21 protein-coding genes are annotated in these 20,563 nt (G+C 58.5%); all 21 read right to left on the reverse strand.

Features of this window, described 5'->3' with window-relative positions; translation table 11 throughout:
- Positions 1-147: 147 nt before the first annotated feature.
- Positions 148-1,980 carry a glutamine--fructose-6-phosphate transaminase (isomerizing) gene (glmS, locus tag ACP7E3_RS03230; RefSeq protein WP_057004918.1) on the reverse strand — a complete coding sequence of 611 codons (1,833 nt, stop codon included), beginning with the start codon at positions 1,978-1,980 and terminating at the stop codon, positions 148-150.
- Positions 1,981-1,990: 10 nt separating this feature from the next.
- Positions 1,991-2,758: a DeoR/GlpR family DNA-binding transcription regulator gene (locus ACP7E3_RS03235; RefSeq protein WP_026140274.1), complete on the reverse strand. Its 768-nt coding sequence runs from the start codon at positions 2,756-2,758 to the stop codon at positions 1,991-1,993.
- A 230-nt stretch (positions 2,759-2,988) separates the two neighbouring features.
- Positions 2,989-4,356 carry a bifunctional UDP-N-acetylglucosamine diphosphorylase/glucosamine-1-phosphate N-acetyltransferase GlmU gene (gene glmU / locus ACP7E3_RS03240; RefSeq protein ID WP_046484441.1) on the reverse strand — a complete coding sequence of 456 codons (1,368 nt, stop codon included), beginning with the start codon at positions 4,354-4,356 and terminating at the stop codon, positions 2,989-2,991.
- 115 nt (positions 4,357-4,471) lie between these two features.
- Positions 4,472-4,897, reverse strand: coding sequence for a F0F1 ATP synthase subunit epsilon (locus ACP7E3_RS03245; protein WP_046381581.1), 426 nt, complete (start codon positions 4,895-4,897; stop codon positions 4,472-4,474).
- A 44-nt stretch (positions 4,898-4,941) separates the two neighbouring features.
- Complete coding sequence (gene atpD, locus ACP7E3_RS03250) at positions 4,942-6,321, reverse strand: F0F1 ATP synthase subunit beta (protein WP_010565871.1); 1,380 nt, start codon at positions 6,319-6,321, stop codon at positions 4,942-4,944.
- Between the two features lie 27 nt (positions 6,322-6,348).
- Positions 6,349-7,209: a F0F1 ATP synthase subunit gamma gene (gene atpG, locus ACP7E3_RS03255; protein WP_017848932.1), complete on the reverse strand. Its 861-nt coding sequence runs from the start codon at positions 7,207-7,209 to the stop codon at positions 6,349-6,351.
- A 50-nt stretch (positions 7,210-7,259) separates the two neighbouring features.
- Positions 7,260-8,804: a F0F1 ATP synthase subunit alpha gene (atpA, locus tag ACP7E3_RS03260; RefSeq protein WP_017848933.1), complete on the reverse strand. Its 1,545-nt coding sequence runs from the start codon at positions 8,802-8,804 to the stop codon at positions 7,260-7,262.
- Positions 8,805-8,825: 21 nt separating this feature from the next.
- On the reverse strand, positions 8,826-9,362 hold the full coding sequence (locus tag ACP7E3_RS03265) for a F0F1 ATP synthase subunit delta (RefSeq protein WP_017848934.1): 537 nt from the start codon (positions 9,360-9,362) through the stop codon (positions 8,826-8,828).
- 12 nt (positions 9,363-9,374) lie between these two features.
- Entirely contained in the window at positions 9,375-9,845 is a 471-nt protein-coding gene (locus tag ACP7E3_RS03270) for a F0F1 ATP synthase subunit B (protein WP_015886647.1), read from the reverse strand.
- Positions 9,846-9,902: 57 nt separating this feature from the next.
- On the reverse strand, positions 9,903-10,160 hold the full coding sequence (gene atpE, locus ACP7E3_RS03275) for a F0F1 ATP synthase subunit C (RefSeq protein ID WP_002555987.1): 258 nt from the start codon (positions 10,158-10,160) through the stop codon (positions 9,903-9,905).
- A gap of 133 nt (positions 10,161-10,293) precedes the next feature.
- The gene (atpB, locus tag ACP7E3_RS03280; protein ID WP_017848936.1) at positions 10,294-11,163 is read right to left on the reverse strand and encodes a F0F1 ATP synthase subunit A; all 870 of its coding nucleotides are present in this window, start codon (positions 11,161-11,163) and stop codon (positions 10,294-10,296) included.
- 16 nt (positions 11,164-11,179) lie between these two features.
- Positions 11,180-11,587 carry a F0F1 ATP synthase subunit I gene (locus ACP7E3_RS03285; RefSeq protein WP_026140275.1) on the reverse strand — a complete coding sequence of 136 codons (408 nt, stop codon included), beginning with the start codon at positions 11,585-11,587 and terminating at the stop codon, positions 11,180-11,182.
- Between the two features lie 148 nt (positions 11,588-11,735).
- Positions 11,736-12,608: a ParB/RepB/Spo0J family partition protein gene (locus ACP7E3_RS03290; protein ID WP_017848938.1), complete on the reverse strand. Its 873-nt coding sequence runs from the start codon at positions 12,606-12,608 to the stop codon at positions 11,736-11,738.
- Between the two features lie 9 nt (positions 12,609-12,617).
- Entirely contained in the window at positions 12,618-13,415 is a 798-nt protein-coding gene (locus ACP7E3_RS03295; RefSeq protein ID WP_016978715.1) for a ParA family protein, read from the reverse strand.
- 18 nt (positions 13,416-13,433) lie between these two features.
- Positions 13,434-14,078 carry a 16S rRNA (guanine(527)-N(7))-methyltransferase RsmG gene (rsmG, locus tag ACP7E3_RS03300; protein ID WP_026140276.1) on the reverse strand — a complete coding sequence of 215 codons (645 nt, stop codon included), beginning with the start codon at positions 14,076-14,078 and terminating at the stop codon, positions 13,434-13,436.
- Entirely contained in the window at positions 14,075-15,967 is a 1,893-nt protein-coding gene (gene mnmG, locus ACP7E3_RS03305) for a tRNA uridine-5-carboxymethylaminomethyl(34) synthesis enzyme MnmG (RefSeq protein ID WP_057004955.1), read from the reverse strand. Before mnmG ends, rsmG begins: the two co-directional genes overlap by 4 nt.
- A 551-nt stretch (positions 15,968-16,518) precedes the next feature.
- A complete protein-coding gene (gene mnmE, locus ACP7E3_RS03310; RefSeq protein WP_017848941.1) occupies positions 16,519-17,889 on the reverse strand; it encodes a tRNA uridine-5-carboxymethylaminomethyl(34) synthesis GTPase MnmE in 1,371 nt (456 codons plus the stop codon).
- Positions 17,890-17,968: 79 nt separating this feature from the next.
- Positions 17,969-19,651, reverse strand: a complete 1,683-nt coding sequence (gene yidC, locus ACP7E3_RS03315; protein ID WP_426122260.1) for a membrane protein insertase YidC — start codon at positions 19,649-19,651, stop codon at positions 17,969-17,971.
- 2 nt (positions 19,652-19,653) lie between these two features.
- The gene (gene yidD / locus ACP7E3_RS03320) at positions 19,654-19,899 is read right to left on the reverse strand and encodes a membrane protein insertion efficiency factor YidD (RefSeq protein ID WP_003213574.1); all 246 of its coding nucleotides are present in this window, start codon (positions 19,897-19,899) and stop codon (positions 19,654-19,656) included.
- A complete protein-coding gene (gene rnpA / locus ACP7E3_RS03325) occupies positions 19,892-20,296 on the reverse strand; it encodes a ribonuclease P protein component (RefSeq protein ID WP_010565857.1) in 405 nt (134 codons plus the stop codon). The genes yidD and rnpA overlap by 8 nt, the downstream gene beginning before the upstream one ends.
- A 16-nt stretch (positions 20,297-20,312) precedes the next feature.
- Positions 20,313-20,447, reverse strand: coding sequence for a 50S ribosomal protein L34 (rpmH, locus tag ACP7E3_RS03330; protein ID WP_003213577.1), 135 nt, complete (start codon positions 20,445-20,447; stop codon positions 20,313-20,315).
- Positions 20,448-20,563: the final 116 nt, after the last annotated feature.

Here is a 20,563-nt window from a genome sequence, read left to right on the forward strand (position 1 = left end):
GACCAAAGGGAAAGCCTGGAAAGGAAAACCCCTGTAGATACGGGGGGTTGAGCCTTGTGTCAATCTATGTTCATCAGTGTCAAACTTTATTGTTTTGTGTCAATCTTTATTGTTCAAAACCAGACGGGCCTTCCGGCGCCAGCCGTATTACTCCACCGTCACCGACTTCGCCAGGTTGCGCGGCTGGTCAACGTCGGTGCCCTTGAGCACGGCGACGTAGTACGACAGCAATTGCAGCGGGATGGTGTAGAGGATCGGCGACAGGGTGTCGTGGATGTGCGGCATGTTGATGACGTGGGTGCCTTCGCCATTGACCATGCCGGCTTTCTCGTCGGCGAAGACGATAAGTTGGCCGCCGCGGGCGCGCACTTCCTGCAGGTTGGACTTGAGCTTCTCCAGCAGTTCGTTGTTCGGCGCGACGGTGACCACCGGCATGTCGTCATCCACCAGGGCCAATGGGCCGTGTTTCAGTTCGCCGGCCGGGTAGGCTTCGGCGTGGATGTACGAAATTTCCTTGAGCTTCAGGGAGCCTTCCATCGCCACCGGGTATTGCGCGCCACGGCCGAGGAACAGGGTGTGGTTCTTGTCGGCGAACAGCTCGGCGACTTTTTCTACGGTGCTGTCCATCGCCAGCGCTTCGCCGAGGCGGGTCGGCAGGCGGCGCAGTTCTTCCACCAGGGTGGCTTCGACGCCGGGGGCCAGGGTGCCGCGCACTTGGCCCAGGGACAGGGTCAGCAGCAGCAGGCCGACCAGTTGGGTGGTGAAGGCTTTGGTGGAGGCCACGCCGATTTCGCGACCGGCCTGGGTCAGCAGGGTCAGGTCGGACTCACGCACCAGGGAGCTGATGCTGACGTTGCAGATCGCCAGGCTGGCGAGGAAGCCCAGCTCTTTGGCGTTACGCAGGGCGGCCAGGGTGTCGGCGGTTTCGCCGGACTGCGAGATGGTCACGAACAGGCTGTCGGGCTGCACCACCACCTTGCGGTAGCGGAATTCGCTGGCGACTTCGACCTGGCACGGGATGCCGGCCAGTTCTTCCAGCCAGTAACGCGCAACCATCCCGGCGTGGTAGCTGGTGCCGCAGGCCACGATCTGGACATTGCGCACCTTGGCGAACAGCTCGGCGGCTTGCGGGCCGAAGGCGTTGACCAGCACTTGCTTGTCGCCAAGGCGACCTTCCAGGGTGCGTTGCACCACGGCCGGTTGCTCGTGGATTTCCTTGAGCATGAAGTGGCGGAACGCGCCCTTGTCGGCCGCTTCGGCGCCGTCGCGGTATTGCACGGCTTCGCGCTCGACGGAATTGCCGTTTACGTCCCAGATCGCCACGCTGTCACGGCGGATGTCGGCAATATCGCCTTCTTCCAGGTACATGAAGCGGTCGGTGACCTGGCGCAGGGCCAGTTGGTCGGAGGCGAGGAAGTTTTCCCCCAGGCCCAGGCCGATCACCAGCGGGCTGCCACTGCGTGCGGCAACCACGCGGTCGGGTTGGCTCGCGCAGATCACGGCCAGGCCGTAGGCGCCGTGCAGTTCCTTGACCGTGGCCTTGAGGGCGGCGGTCAGGTCGTTGTGGTCCTTGAGCTTGTGGTTGAGCAGGTGGGCGATGACTTCGGTGTCGGTGTCCGAGGTGAACACGTAACCCAGGCTCTTCAACTGTTCACGCAGCGCTTCGTGGTTTTCGATGATGCCGTTGTGTACCACGGCCACGTCGCCAGAGAAGTGCGGGTGGGCGTTACGTTCGCACGGCGCACCGTGGGTGGCCCAACGGGTGTGGGCGATGCCCAGGCGACCGACCAGCGGTTCGCCGGCCAGGGCCTGGTCCAACTCGCTGACCTTGCCCGGACGACGCAGGCGCTCCAGCTTGCCGGCGTTGGTGAAGACCGCCACACCGGCGCTGTCATAGCCGCGGTATTCCAGGCGTTTGAGGCCTTCGATCAGGATGGGGGTGATGTTACGTTCAGCGACTGCGCCAACAATGCCACACATGGTGTTTCTCCTAGATGATTGCCGCGCATATCAGCGTAATGCCGCGGGCTTGGATCTGGTCGCGGGCCTCATGCGGCAGGCGATCATCGGTGATCAGGGTATGGACGCTGCTCCAGGGCAGTTCCAGGTTGGGAATCTTGCGGCCGATCTTGTCGGACTCGACCATCACCACCACTTCACGGGCAACCTCGGCCATCACGCGGCTCAGGCCCAGCAGCTCGTTGAACGTGGTGGTGCCGCGCTGCAGATCGATGCCGTCGGCGCCGATGAACAGTTGATCAAAGTCGTAGGAACGCAGCACCTGCTCGGCGACCTGGCCCTGGAACGAGTCCGAATGCGGGTCCCAGGTGCCGCCGGTCATCAACAGCACCGGCTCGTGTTCCAGCTCGCTCAAGGCGCGGGCCACGTGCAGGGAGTTGGTCATCACCACCAGGCCGGGCTGGTGGCCCAGTTCGGGGATCATGGCGGCGGTGGTGCTGCCGCTGTCGATGATGATGCGTGCGTGTTCGCGCAGGCGCATCACGGCGGCACGTGCGATGGCGCGCTTGTAGACCGAGATCGGCTGGGCAGGGTCGCCGACGAGCTCCTGGGGCATGGTGATCGCGCCACCGTAACGGCGTAGCAGCAGGCCGTTGCTTTCGAGGGCGGCCAGGTCCTTGCGGATGGTGACTTCCGAGGTTTCGAAACGCTTGGCCAATTCATCCACGCTGACTTCGCCCAGTTGATTGAGCAAGGTCAGGATGTTGTGGCGTCGTTGGGGTGTATTTCGTTTCGACATGGTGACTTTATGTTTCGTTTCGAAAGATAACGAAGGCAATAAAAACCTATTGGCGAAAGATCGTCAAGCAGCATGCCGCAAATTTTTGAAACTGGCGAAGGGCTAATGTGGGAGGGGGCTTGCCCCCGATAGCAGTGTGTCAGTCATTAAGTGCTTTGACTGGACCGTCGCCATCGGGGGCAAGCCCCCTCCCACATTGGCTATTTGTTGCTGATAAGACTGTGGATAACTCAGCTCTTTTTGATTTTCACCGGGCGTTTCCAACCGTCGATGTTGCGCTGACGGGCGCGGGCCACGGCAAGCTGGGACTTATCCACATCCTGATTGATGGTTGAACCCGCTGCGGTGTTTGAGCCATCACCGATGGTTACAGGTGCAACCAGCGAGTTATTGGAGCCGATGAATACGTCTTCACCAATCGTCGTCTGATACTTGTTGGCACCATCGTAATTGCAGGTGATGGTGCCGGCGCCGACGTTGGTCCGCGCGCCGATCACCGCATCGCCCAGGTACGTCAGGTGGCCGGCCTTGGCGCCTTCGCCCAGATGGGCGTTTTTCAATTCGACAAAGTTACCCACATGGGCCTTGGCTTCCAACACGCTGCCGGGACGCAGGCGCGCAAACGGCCCCGCATCGCTGCCCTCGCCCATCACCGCACCGTCGAGATGGCTGTTGGCCTTGATCACCACGCCCTTGCGCAGGGTGCTGTCCTTGATCACGCAGTTCGGCCCGATCACCACGTCGTCTTCGATGATCACGCGGCCCTCGAGGATCACATTGATGTCGATCAGCACATCCCGGCCCACGGTGACTTCACCGCGCACATCGAAGCGCGCCGGGTCGCGCAGGGTCACGCCCTGGGCCATCAGGCGGCGGCCTTCGCGCAGTTGGTAGTGACGCTCCAGTTCGGCGAGTTGCTTGCGGTCGTTGGCGCCCTGCACTTCCATCGGGTCGTGGGGCTGTTCGGTGGCGACCAGCAAGCCATCGTTGACGGCCATTTCGATCACGTCGGTCAGGTAGTACTCGCCCTGGGCGTTGTTGTTGGACAAACGGCTCATCCAGTCCGCCAGGCGATTGGCCGGCACTGCGAGAATCCCGGTGTTGCCTTCGGTGATGGCGCGTTGGGCGTCGCTGGCGTCCTTGTGCTCGACGATAGCGGCGACCTTGCCGTCGGCGTTGCGCACGATGCGGCCGTAGCCGGTAGGGTCATCCAGTTCGACGGTGAGCAGGCCCATCTGGCCGGGCACGACGTGCTTGAGCAGGCGCTGCAGAGTTTCCACTTCGATCAGGGGCACGTCGCCGTAGAGGATCAGCACCGTGTCGGCTTTGATGAACGGCACGGCTTGGGCGGTAGCGTGGCCGGTGCCCAGTTGCTTGTCTTGCAATACGAAATTCAGGTCATCCGCGGCCAGGCGTTCACGCACCACATCGGCACCGTGGCCGATGACGACGTGGATGCGTTGCGGGGCCAGTTGCCGGGCGCTGTGGATAACATGGCCAAGCATGGAGTTACCGGCCACCGGGTGCAGCACTTTGGGCAAGGCCGAACGCATGCGGGTGCCCTGGCCAGCGGCGAGAATGACGATTTCTAGAGACATGAATGGCTACCAATCCTGGGCGGTCCGGCTTCAGACCAGAGAAGTGTTTTGCAAAAAAAGAAAAAGGGTAGCCGAGGCTACCCTTTTTAATCAATCACGCATGAGGCGTAACGGCTTAGCCGCCAAACTTCTTGCGGATCTGCTGGACGGTACGCAGCTGAGCTGCGGCCTCGGCCAGACGAGCGGCAGCAGAACCGTAGTCGAAATCTGCGCCTCTTTCGTTCAGGGCCTTCTCAGCAGCCTTGACGGCAGCCTGAGCGGAGGCTTCATCCAGGTCAGCAGCACGTTGCACGGTGTCGGCAAGTACCGTGACCATGTTCGGCTGAACCTCGAGGAAACCACCGGAGATGTAAAACACCTCCCGTTCCCCGCCTTGCTTGGTCAGAGTGATCGGACCTGGCTTCAAACCGGTGATCAATGGCGCGTGGCCCATGGCAATACCCAGGTCACCGAGTTCGCCGTGTGCAATCACCATTTCTACCAGACCGGAGAAGATTTGCCCTTCCGCGCTGACGATATCGCAATGGACTGTCATAGCCATCTGATTGCCTCAACCTGATGAGCGCCCGTTGCCGGGCGCCGGGATTACAGTTTCTTGGCTTTCTCGATCGCTTCTTCGATGCCGCCGACCATGTAGAACGCTTGTTCTGGCAGGTGGTCGTAGTCACCGTTGAGGATGCCTTTGAAGCCAGCAATGGTGTCTTTCAGGGAAACGTATTTACCCGAGGCACCGGTGAAGACTTCAGCCACGAAGAACGGCTGCGACAAGAAACGCTGGATCTTACGAGCGCGGGATACCAACTGCTTGTCGGTTTCCGACAGCTCGTCCATACCCAGGATCGCAATGATGTCCTTCAGTTCTTTGTAACGCTGCAGCACGTACTGAACGCCGCGAGCGGTGTCGTAGTGCTCCTGGCCGATCACGTTCGGGTCCAGCTGGCGCGAAGTCGAGTCGAGTGGATCGACCGCTGGGTAGATACCCAGGGAAGCGATGTCACGGGACAGAACGACGGTGGCGTCCAAGTGGGCGAAGGTGGTCGCTGGCGACGGGTCGGTCAAGTCATCCGCAGGTACGTATACCGCTTGGATCGAAGTGATCGAACCTTCCTTGGTCGAAGTGATACGTTCTTGCAGAACGCCCATCTCTTCAGCCAGGGTCGGCTGGTAACCTACTGCCGAAGGCATACGGCCCAGCAGTGCGGATACTTCAGTACCGGCCAGGGTGTAACGATAGATGTTGTCGACGAACAGCAGAACGTCGTTACCTTCGTCACGGAACTTCTCGGCCATGGTCAGGCCGGTCAGTGCTACGCGCAGACGGTTTCCCGGCGGCTCGTTCATCTGACCGTAAACCAGTGCCACTTTGTCCAGAACGTTGGAGTCCTTCATCTCGTGGTAGAAGTCGTTACCCTCACGAGTACGCTCACCCACACCGGCGAACACGGAATAACCGCTGTGCTCGATGGCGATGTTACGGATCAGTTCCATCATGTTTACGGTCTTGCCTACACCGGCACCACCGAACAGACCGACTTTACCGCCCTTGGCGAACGGGCAAACCAGGTCGATAACCTTGATGCCGGTTTCCAGCAGGTCGTTGCCGCCAGCTTGTTCCGCGAACGAAGGTGCTGGACGGTGAATGCCCCAGCGCTCTTCGGTGTCGATCGGGCCAGCTTCGTCAATCGGGTTACCCAGAACGTCCATGATCCGGCCCAGGGTCGCTTTACCGACCGGTACGGAGATGGCAGCGCCAGTGTCCAGAACACCCAGACCGCGCTTCAAGCCCTCGGTGGAACCCATTGCAATGGTACGAACCACGCCGTCGCCCAGCTGCTGCTGAACTTCCAGAGTGGTGCCTGCATCGCTTTGTACTTTCAAAGCGTTGTAGATGCTCGGTACGCTGTCGCGTGGAAATTCCACGTCGATAACGGCGCCGATGATTTGAACGATACGTCCGCTACTCATAGCTGGATCCTCTGAATATTTGAACCGTTAAACCGCGGCAGCGCCGCCGACGATTTCCGAGATCTCTTGGGTGATCGCAGCCTGACGCGCCTTGTTGTAGATCAGCTGCAAATCGCTGATCAGATCACCGGCGTTATCGGTAGCGTTTTTCATCGCGATCATCCGCGCCGCTTGTTCAGCTGCGTTGTTCTCGACCACCGCCTGGTACACCTGCGACTCCACGTAGCGCACCATCAAGCCGTCAAGCAGCTCTTTGGCGTCTGGTTCGTAGAGGTAGTCCCAGTGGTGCTTGAGTTCCTGATCCGGAGTCGCCACCAGTGGAATCAATTGCTCCACGGTAGGCTGCTGGGTCATGGTGTTGATGAACTTGTTGGATACCACGGACAGGCGGTCAATCCGGCCTTCCAGGTACGCATCCAGCATCACCTTCACACTGCCGATCAAATCATTGATCGACGGCTCTTCACCCAGGTGGCTGATAGCTGCAACGACGTTACCGCCGAAGTTGCGGAAAAAGGCCGCACCCTTGCTACCAACTACACACAGATCGATCTCGACGCCGTTTTCGCGGTTTACCGCCATGTCCTTGACCAGGGCCTTGAACAGGTTGGTATTCAAACCACCGCACAAACCACGGTCACTGCTCACTACCACATAACCCACACGCTTAACTTCGCGGTCGATCATGAACGGGTGGCGGTATTCCGGGTTGGCGTTGGCCAGATGCCCAATTACCTGGCGGATACGCTCCGCATAAGGACGGCTAGCCGACATACGCATTTGTGCCTTGCGCATTTTGCTGACCGCCACTTTTTCCATGGCGCTGGTAATTTTTTGCGTGCTTTTGATGCTCGCAATCTTACTGCGAATCTCTTTTGCGCCTGCCATGTAACACCTATCAGGTTAGCAAGCGGGAGCCTTGCGGCTCCCGCTGCGGCTTACCAGGTTTGGGTGGCCTTGAACTTCTCGATACCGGCTTTCATGCCAGCGTCGATATCGTCATTGAAGTCACCCTTCACGTTGATCTTCGCCATCAATTCGGCGTGATCGCGGTTGAAGTAAGCAATCAGCGCTTGTTCAAAGCTGCCGACCTTGGCGATTTCAACGTCGGTCAGGAACCCACGCTCAGCGGCATACAGCGACAACGCCATGTCAGCGATCGACATCGGGGCGTATTGCTTCTGCTTCATCAGCTCGGTAACGCGCTGACCATGCTCAAGTTGCTTACGGGTCGCTTCGTCCAGGTCAGAAGCGAACTGGGCGAATGCCGCCAGTTCACGGTACTGAGCCAGAGCGGTACGGATACCACCGGAGAGCTTCTTGATGATCTTGGTCTGAGCGGCACCACCCACACGGGATACCGAAACACCGGCGTTCACTGCAGGGCGGATGCCCGAGTTGAACATGGCCGATTCCAGGAAGATCTGACCGTCGGTGATGGAAATCACGTTGGTCGGAACGAACGCGGAAACGTCGCCAGCCTGGGTTTCGATGATCGGCAGTGCGGTCAGGGAACCGGTTTTGCCGGTCACTGCGCCGTTGGTGAACTTCTCTACGTATTCTTCCGAAACGCGGGATGCGCGCTCCAGCAGACGGGAGTGGAGATAGAACACGTCGCCTGGGTAGGCTTCACGGCCTGGTGGACGGCGCAGCAGCAGGGAAATCTGGCGGTAAGCCACTGCTTGCTTGGACAGATCGTCATAAACGATCAGCGCGTCTTCACCGCGGTCGCGGAAGAATTCACCCATGGTGCAACCGGAGTACGGTGCCAGGAATTGCAGCGCAGGAGATTCCGAAGCACTGGCAGCCACGATGATCGTGTTGGCCAGGGCGCCGTTTTCTTCCAGCTTGCGAACCACGTTGGCGATGGTCGATTGTTTCTGACCGATGGCTACGTAGACGCAGAAAATGCCGCTGTTCTTCTGGTTGATGATCGCGTCGATCGCCAGAGCGGTTTTACCGATCTGACGGTCACCGATGATCAGCTCACGCTGGCCACGGCCGACTGGGATCATGGCATCGACAGCCTTGTAGCCAGTCTGTACAGGCTGGTCTACCGACTTACGCCAGATCACGCCTGGAGCAACTTTCTCGACCGCATCGGTCTCGGTGTTGTTCAGCGGACCTTTGCCGTCAACTGGGTTACCCAGTGCGTCGACTACGCGACCCAGCAGTTCCTTACCAACCGGAACCTCCAGGATGCGGCCGGTGCACTTGGCGCTCATGCCTTCAGCCAGACTGGTGTACGCGCCCAATACAACGGCACCTACGGAGTCTTGCTCCAGGTTGAGGGCCATACCGTAGACGCCGCCCGGAAACTCGATCATCTCGCCGTACATGACGTCGGCCAGACCGTGAATCCGCACGATGCCGTCAGATACGCTGACGACAGTGCCTTCGTTACGGGCTTGGGAGGTCACATCGAGCTTGTCGATGCGGCCCTTGATAATTTCACTTATTTCGGAAGGATTGAGTTGCTGCATTGCTCTGCTGCCCCTTCAAACTCAAGATTTCAATGCTTCGGCAAGGCTCGCGAGTTTGCCGCGAACCGAGCCATCGATAACCAGGTCGCCGGCGCGAATGACAATGCCCCCAATGAGGGATTTGTCTTCCGCAACTTGCAGGCGCACTTCCCGGTCGAGTCGTGCACTGAGAACCTTGGCGAGTTTGTCTTGCTGTTCTTGGTTCAATGCAAAAGCACTGGTCACTTCAACGTCTACCGACTTCTCTTGCTCGGCCTTGAACAGGTCGAACAGAGCGGCAATCTCCGGCAGAAGCGGGAGACGGTCGTTTTCGGCAACGACGTGAATGAAGTTCTGCACTTTCACATCGAACTTGTCGCCGCACACGTCAATAAACGTGGCGGCCTTGTCTGCGCTCGTCAGGCGCGGGGCCTTGAGCACGCGCTGCATGGTGTCGTCTTGCGACACTGCTGCAGCCAGGCCGAGCATGGCTGACCAAGAGGCCAGCTGCTGGTGGGCCTGGGCGTGCTCGAAGGCTGCCTTAGCGTAAGGTCGGGCCAACGTGGTCAGTTCTGCCATGATCGCCCTCGCTTAAATTTCAGCAGCCAGTTTATTAACCAGCTCCGCGTGCGCGTTTTGATCGATTGTGGCACCGAGGATCTTCTCGGCACCGCCGACCGCCAGAGCACCCAGTTGGGCACGCAGCGCGTCTTTGACGCCGTTCAGTTCCTGTTCGATCTCGGCATGAGCCGAAGCCTTCACACGATCAGCTTCGACGCGGGCTTTTTCAACAGCCTCTTCGACGATCTGGTTGCCGCGCTTCTTGGCTTGCTCAATGATTTCAGCTGCCTGTGCTTTAGCATCGCGCAGTTGATGACCCACTTTCTCTTGGGCCAACTCCAGGTCGCGAGCTGCACGGCTGGCAGCGTCCAAACCATCCGCGATCTTCTTCTGACGTTCGTGCAAAGCCGCGATGACCGGAGGCCACACGAACTTCATGCAAAACACTACAAAAATGAAGAACGCAACGGATTGGCCAATCAGGGTTGCATTAATGTTCACGCCAACACCTCGCTCATTCGTTGTCCATCACCCCAATCAACTCGAAAATTCGAGTGATTAGCCAGCGAGTTGACCAACGAAGGGGTTCGCGAAGGTGAAGAACAGAGCGATACCAACGCCGATCATGGTCACGGCGTCGAGCAGGCCGGCGACGATGAACATTTTAACTTGCAGCATTGGAACCATTTCTGGCTGACGCGCTGCGCCTTCCAGGAATTTGCCGCCAAGCAGGCCGAAACCAATGGCAGTACCCAGGGCGCCCAGGCCGATCAACAGTGCAACAGCGATAGCGGTTAGACCAACTACAGTTTCCATCTTTCCTCCCGACTTTTACGTCGTATGGTTTAGGTTTTTTAGATTTTAAAGCGGTAAAACAAATCGTTTCATAGCCCTTTCAGGCCACCTTCCCGTTTTACCGGGAAGGACATCAGACTAGTCGAGACTGGCCTTAATGGTTCTCTTCGTGCGCCATCGACAGGTAGACGATGGTCAGCATCATGAAGATAAACGCCTGCAGGGTGATGATCAGGATGTGGAACACAGCCCACGCCCACTGCAGAACAACGCCCAGGCCGCTAAGCCAGAGCAGACCGCTGCCGAACATCACAGCGATCAGAATGAACACCAGCTCGCCGGCATACATGTTGCCGAACAGTCGCAAGGCCAGGGAGATCGGCTTGGCGACCAGGGTCACGAATTCCAGCAGGAAGTTCACCGGGATCAGCAGGGCTTGAACGAAGATGTTCTTGCTGCCGAACGGGTGCAGGGTCAGTTCGCCGATGAAGCCGCCGATGCCCTTGACCTTGATGCTGTAGAAAATGATCAACGCGAACACCGACAGGGCCATGCCCAGGGTGGCGTTAGGGTCAGTGGTGGACACCGCACGGAATGGAATGTGGTGATCGCCAGTGATCAGGATGGCCAGCTGAGGAATCCAGTCGACCGGAATCAGGTCGACGGCGTTCATCAGGAACACCCAGACGAAGATGGTCAGTGCCAGCGGTGCAATCACCGGGCTACGGCCATGGAAGCTGTCTTTCACGCTGCCATCGACGAATTCGACCAATACTTCAACGAAGTTCTGCAGGGCACCCGGTTGACCGGAAGTCGCCTTCTTTGCCGCCATGCGGAAAATCAGGACGAAAATCAGACCCAATGCGACCGACCAGCCCAGAGTATCCAGGTGGAAAGCCCAGAAGCCCATTTCTTTGGCTTCTGCTGCGGTGTGGGCGAAGCCCCAGCCGCCGTTGGGAAGCTGACCGAAGGTCAGGTTCTGCAAGTGGTGCTGGATATAGCCCGAAGCGGTTGTTTCTGCCATGGTTGCCTCAAACGCCCTAAGGTTTCGAAAGTCTTGTTTTCATTAGCAGGGGAGCGAACCAGCTGACCAGTTGGGTCAACACGAAGACGCTGAATACAGCCAGCGGCGCCAATGGCTTCACACCTGCAAAGGTCAGTGCAAACAGCACTGCCGTCAAAATCAATTTCCCCGCCTCGCCGGCATAAAAAGACCGGACGATGGCCTGGGCTGCTCGGGCGCCGGAAAACCGAAAGGCCCTGTGAGCAAAATACATATTGGGCAGCAAGGCTATCAGGCCTCCGCAGAGTCCCGAGTATCCCGCTACGACTCCATGCCAATACCAAAGCGCCAGTGCGGCGATCAGCAAAATGACAAATTGCGCCAATAGAACCGGGAAAACGGCCAAGCGATGGAACGACGACGTGTTTGGCGTGCGGGTTTCCACCACTCTTGCTCCTCAATGGTCGGCTGCCGGAAATCAATAACTTGGCATAATTTGTGCCGACAAAATGCGCGCAGAGTATAGGGGCGGTTCTGCCCCTATTCAACTGTCAGGTAGTGATTTCCGATCACACGCTACATAAGCAATTGTTTCAGCGGATGTGGGCAAGAACACCCTGAAGCTCATCTAGCGAGTTATAGCCGATGACCAGTTGGCCTTTACCCTTCTTGCCATGCCGAATTTGCACCGCAGAGCCCAGGCGCTCGGCCAGGCGCTGTTCGAGACGCGCGATATCCGGATCAGTTTTGACCGCTTCGACCGGTGCAGGTTTGCCACTGAGCCACTGTCGAACCAAGGCCTCGGTCTGACGAACGGTGAGACCCCGTGCGACAACGTGTCGCGCCCCTTCAACCTGTTGATTTTCCGGTAAACCGAGCAAAGCACGCGCATGCCCCATTTCGAGGTCGCCATGGGAAAGCATCGTCTTGATGACTTCCGGCAGTGCAATCAGGCGCAGCAGGTTGGACACGGTCACGCGGGATTTACCCACGGCATCGGCCACTTGTTGCTGGGTCAGCTGGAATTCCTGCTGCAAACGCTGCAAAGCGATCGCTTCTTCGATCGGATTGAGGTCTTCGCGCTGGATGTTCTCGATCAACGCCATGGCGATGGCGGTTTCATCCGGCACATCGCGCACCATCGCCGGGATGGTTTCCTTGCCGGCCTGTTGGCTCGCGCGCCAGCGGCGTTCGCCGGCGATGATTTCAAAGCGGCCGGCGCCGATCGGGCGGACCACGATCGGCTGCATCACGCCCTGGGCCTTGATCGAGTTGGCCAGTTCTTCCAGCGCCTGCGGGTCCATGTCCCGGCGCGGCTGGTATTTGCCGCGCTGGATCAGGTCCAGCGGCAGGTGCTGCAGCTCGCGCTCGTCGGCCTGTACCGCTTGTTCTTCAAGGGTCGTGACAGTCGGACCACTCAGCAGTGCATCCAGTCCACGTCCGAGACCTCGTTTCTTGACGGCCATGGGGTTTCCTTAAGTTGGCTGGGCTGCAGCGGTACGGGAGTTGCGGCGTTGACGACGAACCATCTCGCCGGCCAATGCCAGGTAGGCAATGGCGCCACGCGAGGACTTGTCATACGCCAGCGCGGGCATGCCATAGCTTGGCGCTTCGGCCAGGCGGATGTTGCGTGGGATCACGGTGTCGTACAACTGATCGCCGAAGTGTTCCTTGAGCTGCGCCGACACATCGTTCATCAGGCTCAGGCGCGGATCGAACATGGTCCGCAGCAGGCCTTCGATCTGCAGGTTCGGGTTGAGCAGTTCGGCGATGCGCTTGATGTTATCCACAAGGTCGCTCAAGCCTTCCAGTGCGTAGTACTCGCACTGCATGGGGATAATCACGCCATCGGCGGCCACCAGCGCATTGAGCGTCAGCATCGACAGCGACGGCGGGCAGTCGATCAAGATGTAATCGTAATTCTCGCGGATCGGCGCCAAGGCGCTGCGCAGACGGCTTTCTTTCATCTGCATTTCCAGCAGCACCACTTCCGCCGCCGTCAGGTCGCGGTTGGCCGGCAGCAGTTGATAACCGCCGTGTTCGGAATAGTGCATGGCCTGGGCCAGGTCGCACTCGCCGATCAGCAAGTCGTAGACCGAGTTTTCCAGGCCGTGTTTATCCACACCGCTACCCATGGTGGCGTTGCCCTGTGGATCGAGATCGATCAACAGCACCCGGCGCTTGGTCGCGACCAGGGATGCTGCGAGGTTGATGCAGGTGGTGGTTTTACCCACGCCACCTTTCTGGTTCGCTATCGCGAATACCTTAGCCATTCTTGCTTGTGTTCCCAATCATGCCGTGCGGCGCAGTATCAGCAGATGGCGTTGGCCTTGGCAACCGGGTACGGCCAAGGCGTGTTCGCTATCGAGGTGGAAGTCTGCCGGCAATGCTAACAGCTCGTCGCTTGGATGAACGCCCTTCATTGCCAGCCAACGTGTGTCGCGGTCGCCTAAGTGGCGGGTCCAGTTGCTGAAATTCTCCATGCTGCTGAAAGCCCGGGAAACAATTCCGTTGAAAGGCTGCGGCGGCGTGAAGGCTTCGACGCGACTGTGGATAACTTGCAGGTTGTCCAGCTTCAGTTCGAGTTTGACCTGGGTCAGGAAGCGGGTCTTCTTGCCGTTACTGTCCAGGCAGGTCACTTGCGACTCGGGAAACAGGATAGCGAGCGGAATGCCAGGCATCCCGCCGCCGCTGCCGACGTCGAGCCAGCGGCCGTTTTCGATGAACGGCATCACGCTCAGGCTGTCGAGCAAGTGGCGCGAGACCATTTCGTCGGGGTCGCGCACCGCCGTCAGGTTGTAAGCCTTGTTCCATTTGATCAACAGGGCCAGGTAGCCGAGCAGCAACTCGTGCTGGGCGGGGCTCAGGTCGACACCCAACTGGCGTGCTCCTGTGGATAACTCTTCGGCGTGTTGCGAGGTGACCAACGAACTCAAGCGCTTTGCTCCAACTGACGGCCCGCGCCGCGTTTTTTCAAATGAATCATCAACAGCGAAATGGCTGCCGGGGTCACACCGGGGATCCGTGAAGCCTGGCCCAGGGTTTCCGGGCGAGTTATCCCCAGCTTGCTTTGGATTTCTTTCGATAGCCCGGAAATCCCGGTGTAATCGATATCCACAGGCAGCTTGGTGTCTTCACTGGCGCGCAGGCGAGCGATCTCGTCCTGCTGGCGATCGATATAACCGGCGTACTTGGTTTTGATCTCGACCTGTTCGGCGACCTGCGGATCGTCTGCGCCGCCGCCGGTCACTTCAATCAGACCAGCGTAGTCGATTTCCGGACGGGACAGCAGGTTCAGCAGGTTGTACTCGTGGGTCAGCGGCGTGCCGAATTTTTCGGCGATCGCGTCGCCCTGCTCGGTACCCGGGCGAACCCAGGTGCTTTTCAGGCGCTGCTCTTCCAGGTCGATACTTTCGCGTTTCTTGCAGAAAGCCGCCCAACGCGCGTCATCCACCAGACCCAACTCGCGACCTTTTTCGGTCAGGCGCAGGTCGGCGTTGTCTTCGCGCAGGATCAGACGGTATTCCGCTCGCGAAGTGAACATCCGGTACGGTTCCTGGGTACCCAGGGTGATCAGGTCGTCGACCAACACGCCGATATACGCTTCATCGCGACGCGGGCACCAGCTGTCTTTGCCCTGCGCGCGCAACGCGGCGTTGGCCCCGGCCAGCAAACCTTGGGCGCCGGCTTCTTCGTAACCGGTGGTGCCATTGATTTGCCCGGCGAAGAACAGACCGCCGATCACTTTGGTTTCCAGGCTGTATTTCAGGTCACGCGGGTCGAAATAGTCGTACTCGATGGCGTAGCCGGGACGCACGATGTGCGCGTTTTCCATGCCGCGAATCGATTGCACGATCTGGATTTGCACGTCGAACGGCAGGGAAGTGGAAATCCCGTTCGGGTACAGCTCGTGAGTGGTCAAGCCTTCGGGCTCGATGAAGACCTGGTGGCTTTCCTTGTCGGCAAAGCGGTGGATCTTGTCTTCGATCGACGGGCAGTAACGCGGGCCGATGCCTTCGATCACCCCGGAATACATCGGCGAACGGTCGAGGTTCGCGGCAATGATTTCGTGGGTGCGCGCATTGGTGTGGGTAATCCAGCAGCTCACCTGTTTCGGGTGCTGCTCTTTCGAACCCATGAACGACATCACCGGAATCGGCGTATCGCCGGCCTGCTCGGTCATCACCGAGAAATCCACCGAACGCCCATCGATCCGCGGCGGCGTACCGGTTTTCAGGCGACCGACCCGCAGCGGCAGTTCGCGCAGGCGTTGTGCCAGGGCAATCGACGGCGGATCGCCGGCGCGGCCACCGGAATAGTTCTGCATGCCGATGTGGATAAGTCCACCGAGGAACGTGCCGGTGGTCAACACCACGGATTCAGCGAAGAAACGCAGGCCCATCTGGGTAACAACACCGCGGACCTGGTCTTGTTCGACGATCAGGTCATCGGCTGCCTGTTGAAATATCCACAGGTTCGCCTGGTTTTCCAGGGTTTCGCGTACCGCCGCCTTGTACAGGATGCGGTCGGCTTGTGCCCGGGTCGCACGCACGGCTGGGCCTTTGCGGCTGTTCAGCACACGAAATTGAATACCCCCTTTGTCGGTGGCCATGGCCATCGCGCCGCCAAGGGCATCGATTTCCTTGACCAGATGGCTTTTGCCGATGCCGCCAATGGCAGGGTTGCAACTCATGGCACCAAGGGTTTCCACGTTGTGCGTCAGCAACAGGGTTTTTGCACCCATGCGTGCTGAGGCCAGTGCTGCCTCGGTACCGGCATGACCGCCGCCGATGACGATCACTTCAAAACGGGAAGGGAAATCCACCACGCACCTCGTGCCTGCTTATGTAGGTAATTAGGAATTGATTGATTGAGCTGGTTTTAGAGCTTTGGCGGCCAGTATAGGGACTTAGCCCTTCCTAAAGAACCCTTTGCACAAAATTTAACCAGCTGTGGATGAATCACAGACAATAGAAATTAAAAGAGAGAAAGATATTAAATCTTTGTTTTTATGTTTATTTATACTGAGCCTAATTTCTGTGGATAGATTGCTACAGCCCTTTATTTACGTAATGTACAGAGATTCAAAAGTCTGTGGTCATGTGTCCATGAGCGGCGTGGATAAGTGCTTTAAGCCTGTGGATTAAACAGGCGGTTATCCACAGAGGGGTTTTCGCTCAGGTTTCAAGCCCTGTTATCAACCGGGCACAGGCGCGGTTATTCACAGGGCTTAATCCACAGAAATTGCTGCGCCAACGCAAATCGCGCCCACGGTGAGGCCACCAATGGCTGGCTCAGGAGTGCAGAAAGAGAGGAAATCGGCTGAAACAAGAGAAACAGACAGGCACGAATGGCCTGTCTGTGGACAACGAAGGTCTATTTACCGATACAGAAGCTGGAAAAGATCCGCCCCAGCAGGTCATCCGAGCTGAATGCCCCGGTGATCTCGCCCAATAGCTGCTGCGCCTGGCGTAAATCCTCAGCCAGCAGCTCACCGGCGCCTGCCAAGGTCAGCTGCGCCCGACCATGCTCCAGGGCCGCGCTGGCATGGCGCAGCGCCTCCAGGTGCCTGCGACGGGCGCTGAAGCTGCTTTCCGACGTCTGCTCATAGCCCATGCAGGCTTTGAGGTGTTCGCGCAGCAACTCCAGGCCATCCCCGGCCGACTTGGCACTCAGGCTGATCGTGACGTGGCCATCCTCGCTGGTCTCCATGGCAATGGCTTCGCCGGTCAGGTCGGCCTTGTTGCGGATCAAGGTGACTTTGGCCGGGTCGGGCCGTTGCTCGAGGAATTCCGGCCACAGGGCAAAAGGGTCCACCGCCTCGGGCGCAGTGGCGTCTACCACCAGCAGCACACGGTCGGCTTCGCCGATGGCCTTGAGGGCGCGTTCCACGCCGATCTTTTCCACCTGGTCGTCGGTGTCACGCAGCCCGGCCGTATCGACGACGTGCAGCGGCATGCCGTCGATGTGGATATGTTCGCGCAGGATATCCCGGGTGGTGCCGGCAATCTCGGTGACGATCGCCGCTTCACGGCCGGCCAGGGCATTGAGCAGGCTGGATTTGCCCGCATTGGGGCGCCCGGCAATCACCACGGTCATGCCGTCGCGCAACAACGCGCCCTGCCCGGCTTCGCGCAGTACTGTGGATAACTCGTCGCGGACTTTATCCAGCATCGCCAACACATGGCCATCGGCGAGGAAGTCGATTTCTTCTTCCGGAAAATCAATCGCCGCCTCCACATAGATGCGCAGGCTGATCAGTTGCTCGGTCAAGTTATGCACGCGCAGGGAAAACGCGCCCTGCAGTGAGCGCAAGGCGTTGCGCGCCGCCTGTGCAGAACTGGCCTCGATCAAATCGGCAATGGCTTCGGCCTGGGCCAAGTCGAGTTTGTCGTTGAGGAATGCACGCTCGCTGAATTCTCCCGGCCGGGCCAGGCGACAGCCCAGTTGCAGGCAGCGCTGCAGCAGCATATCCAGCACGACGGGGCCGCCGTGACCCTGCAATTCAAGGACGTCTTCACCGGTAAAGGAATTCGGCCCCGGGAAATAGAGGGCCAGGCCTTCGTCCAGCACCTGGTTATCCGCATCCAGAAACGCGCCGTAATGGGCGTAGCGCGGTTTCAACTCACGACCGCTGATGGCCTTGGCGGCCATACCGGCGAGCGGCCCGGAAATTCGAACGATACCGACACCGCCGCGACCTTGGGCGGTAGCGACAGCAGCGATGGTTTCACGAGGAGCGCTCATCAGCAGGTTCCAGAACAAAAGTGACGGAAAGCAAAACGCCCCACTAGGGGGCGTCTTGAGTGGTTATCCACAGAGTAAGTTACGCCGCGGCTTTTTTGGTAGCCGCTTCGATCTTACGTGTGATGTACCACTGTTGAGAGATCGACAACACGTTGTTGACCACCCAGTACAGCACCAGACCAGCCGGGAACCACAGGAAGAAGAAGGTGAAGATGATTGGCATCATTTTCATTACCTTGGCCTGCATCGGATCCGGCGGAGTCGGGTTCAGGCGCTGCTGGATGAACATGGTCGCGCCCATGATGATCGGCAGGATAAAGAACGGGTCTTTGATCGACAGGTCAGTTATCCACAGCATGAACGGTGCCTGGCGCATTTCCACGCTTTCCAGGAGTACCCAGTACAGCGACAGGAATACCGGCATCTGCACCAGAATCGGCAAGCATCCACCCAGCGGGTTGATCTTCTCTTTCTTGTACAGCTCCATCATGGCCTGCGACATTTTCTGCCGGTCGTCGCCATGTTGTTCTTTCAGCGCGGCCAGTTTCGGGGCCACGGCACGCATGCGCGCCATCGACTTGTAGCTGGCGGCCGACAGTGGGAAGAAGATCCCCTTGATCAGCATCGTCAGGAAGATGATCGAGAAGCCCCAGTTGCCGACGATGCTGTGGATATGTTGCAGCAGCCAGAAGATCGGCTGGGCAATGAACCACAGGATGCCGTAATCCACAGTCAGTTCCAGACCTGGGGATAACTCTTTGAGCACTGCCTGGCTTTTCGGGCCGGCGTACAGGGTCGCGGTGGTTTCAGCCTTGGCGCCTGGAGCAACGGTCAACGTCGGGCCAGTAAAGCCGATGATGTAGTTGCCCTGGCTGTCCTTGCGGGTCTGAACCAGGTTGGCTTCACCCTTGTTCGGGATCCACGCGGTCACGAAGTAGTGTTGCAACCAGGCAACCCAACCACCTTGGACGGTTTCTTTCAGCGCGCCCTTGTCGATATCTTTCATCGACACTTTTTTGTACGGCTCGTTACTTGTCCACAGGGCGGCGCCCAGGTAAGTCGCGGTGCCGGTGGCAGTGCTGGAAGAAGGATCGGCGCTGCCATCACGCTTGAGCTGGGCAAACAGGTTGCCGCTCCACGCTTTGCCGCTTTCGTTGTCGATCAGGTAAGTGACCTTCAAGTCGTACAAACCGCGGGTGAAGCTGAAGCGTTTGATGTAATTGACGCCGTCGAGGCTGAATTTCAGGTCGACGTTCAACTGGTTCTGGCCGTCAGCCAGTTGATAAGTCTTCTGTTCGGTCGAATAAACCGGACGACCGGTAGCACGCGCATCCGGACCGTTGGTGCCGGTCAGGCCGCTTTGTGCCAGATAAACGCGTTCGCCGCCGTTATCGAACAGCTGGAACGGAACATCCGGATGGTCTTGGCGACGTGGATACAGCGGCAGTTTCAGCTGCGCGATATCACCACCTTGTGGATCGATAGCCAGGTCGAGCACATCCGTTTTCACATGGATGAGGTCTTTATTGGTGACAACTGGCGTTTCTACAGGGGCGCTTGTCTCGCCATTCGCGCTGGGAACATCGGCACTCGCGGACGCATTGTTACCCAGCGGGGTGTCCGGAATAGCCGGCGCAGCCTGATTGGCAGCAACATTCTGAGTCGGCAGGGCAGCTTGGCCGTAGTCCTGGTTCCACTTAAGAACCATGACGTAGGACACGATTGCCAGGGCGACGATCAGGATCGTGCGTTTAATATCCATGATTACTCGGCCATCGAAGAAGAACGGGAGGTAGGGATAGGTGGAACCGGGTCATAACCACCGGGATTCCACGGATGACAGCGACCTAAACGACGAAAGGTCAGCCAGCCACCGCGCAGAAGACCATGATTTTCTATGGCCTCTAACGCGTAGCAGGAACAACTGGGGTAGAAACGACAGTGGTTGGCCATCAGAGGACTAATGGCATAGCGGTAAAACTGGATCGGAACGAGTGCCAGTTTACGCATCAAGGCTGTCTACCCCTACAGTTTCGGTGCTGACTGCTGGTGCTGGTTTGTTGGTACGCGCCAGACGTTTCCAGAGCTTGCCGAAATGCTGAATCAATTCGGGGTTTTCTACGTCCCCCAGGCCTTTGCGCGCGACGATAACAATATCCCAACCAACCAGAGTGTCCTGGTGGAGGCGAAACGATTCGCGCATCAGACGCTTGAGGCGATTGCGCTCAACGGAGAGCTTTACGCTCTTCTTGCCGATCACCAACCCGAGACGGGGGTGATCCAGATCGTTGTTACGCGCAAGGAGCAGGAGATTTTTCCCCGGAACCTTGCCGGTGGGGGAGTCAAAGACTGCCTTGAAGTGCCGGGGGGTAAGCAGACGCTTTTCCCGACTGAAGTCCTGACTCACCACCAGTACCGGATTATCAAACTGCCAGACGCGCACGACCTTTGGCGCGGCGACGCGACAGGACAGCACGGCCGTTCTTGGTAGCCATGCGAGCACGGAAGCCGTGGGTACGGGCGCGTTTGATGGTGCTTGGTTGGAAAGTACGTTTCATGGCGTTGTTACCTGGTTCGTCCACAACGGGCCGGAATGGCCCCCGTTTTAAGAGACCGGCGATTCTAGAGAAAGCAAGCCTCTAGGTCAATTTCCAACCAGCTTTTCCTTCAATTA

The sequence above is a fragment of the Pseudomonas sp. PSPC2-3 genome (assembly GCF_049898265.1).
Taxonomy (GTDB): Bacteria; Pseudomonadota; Gammaproteobacteria; order Pseudomonadales; family Pseudomonadaceae; genus Aquipseudomonas; species Aquipseudomonas veronii.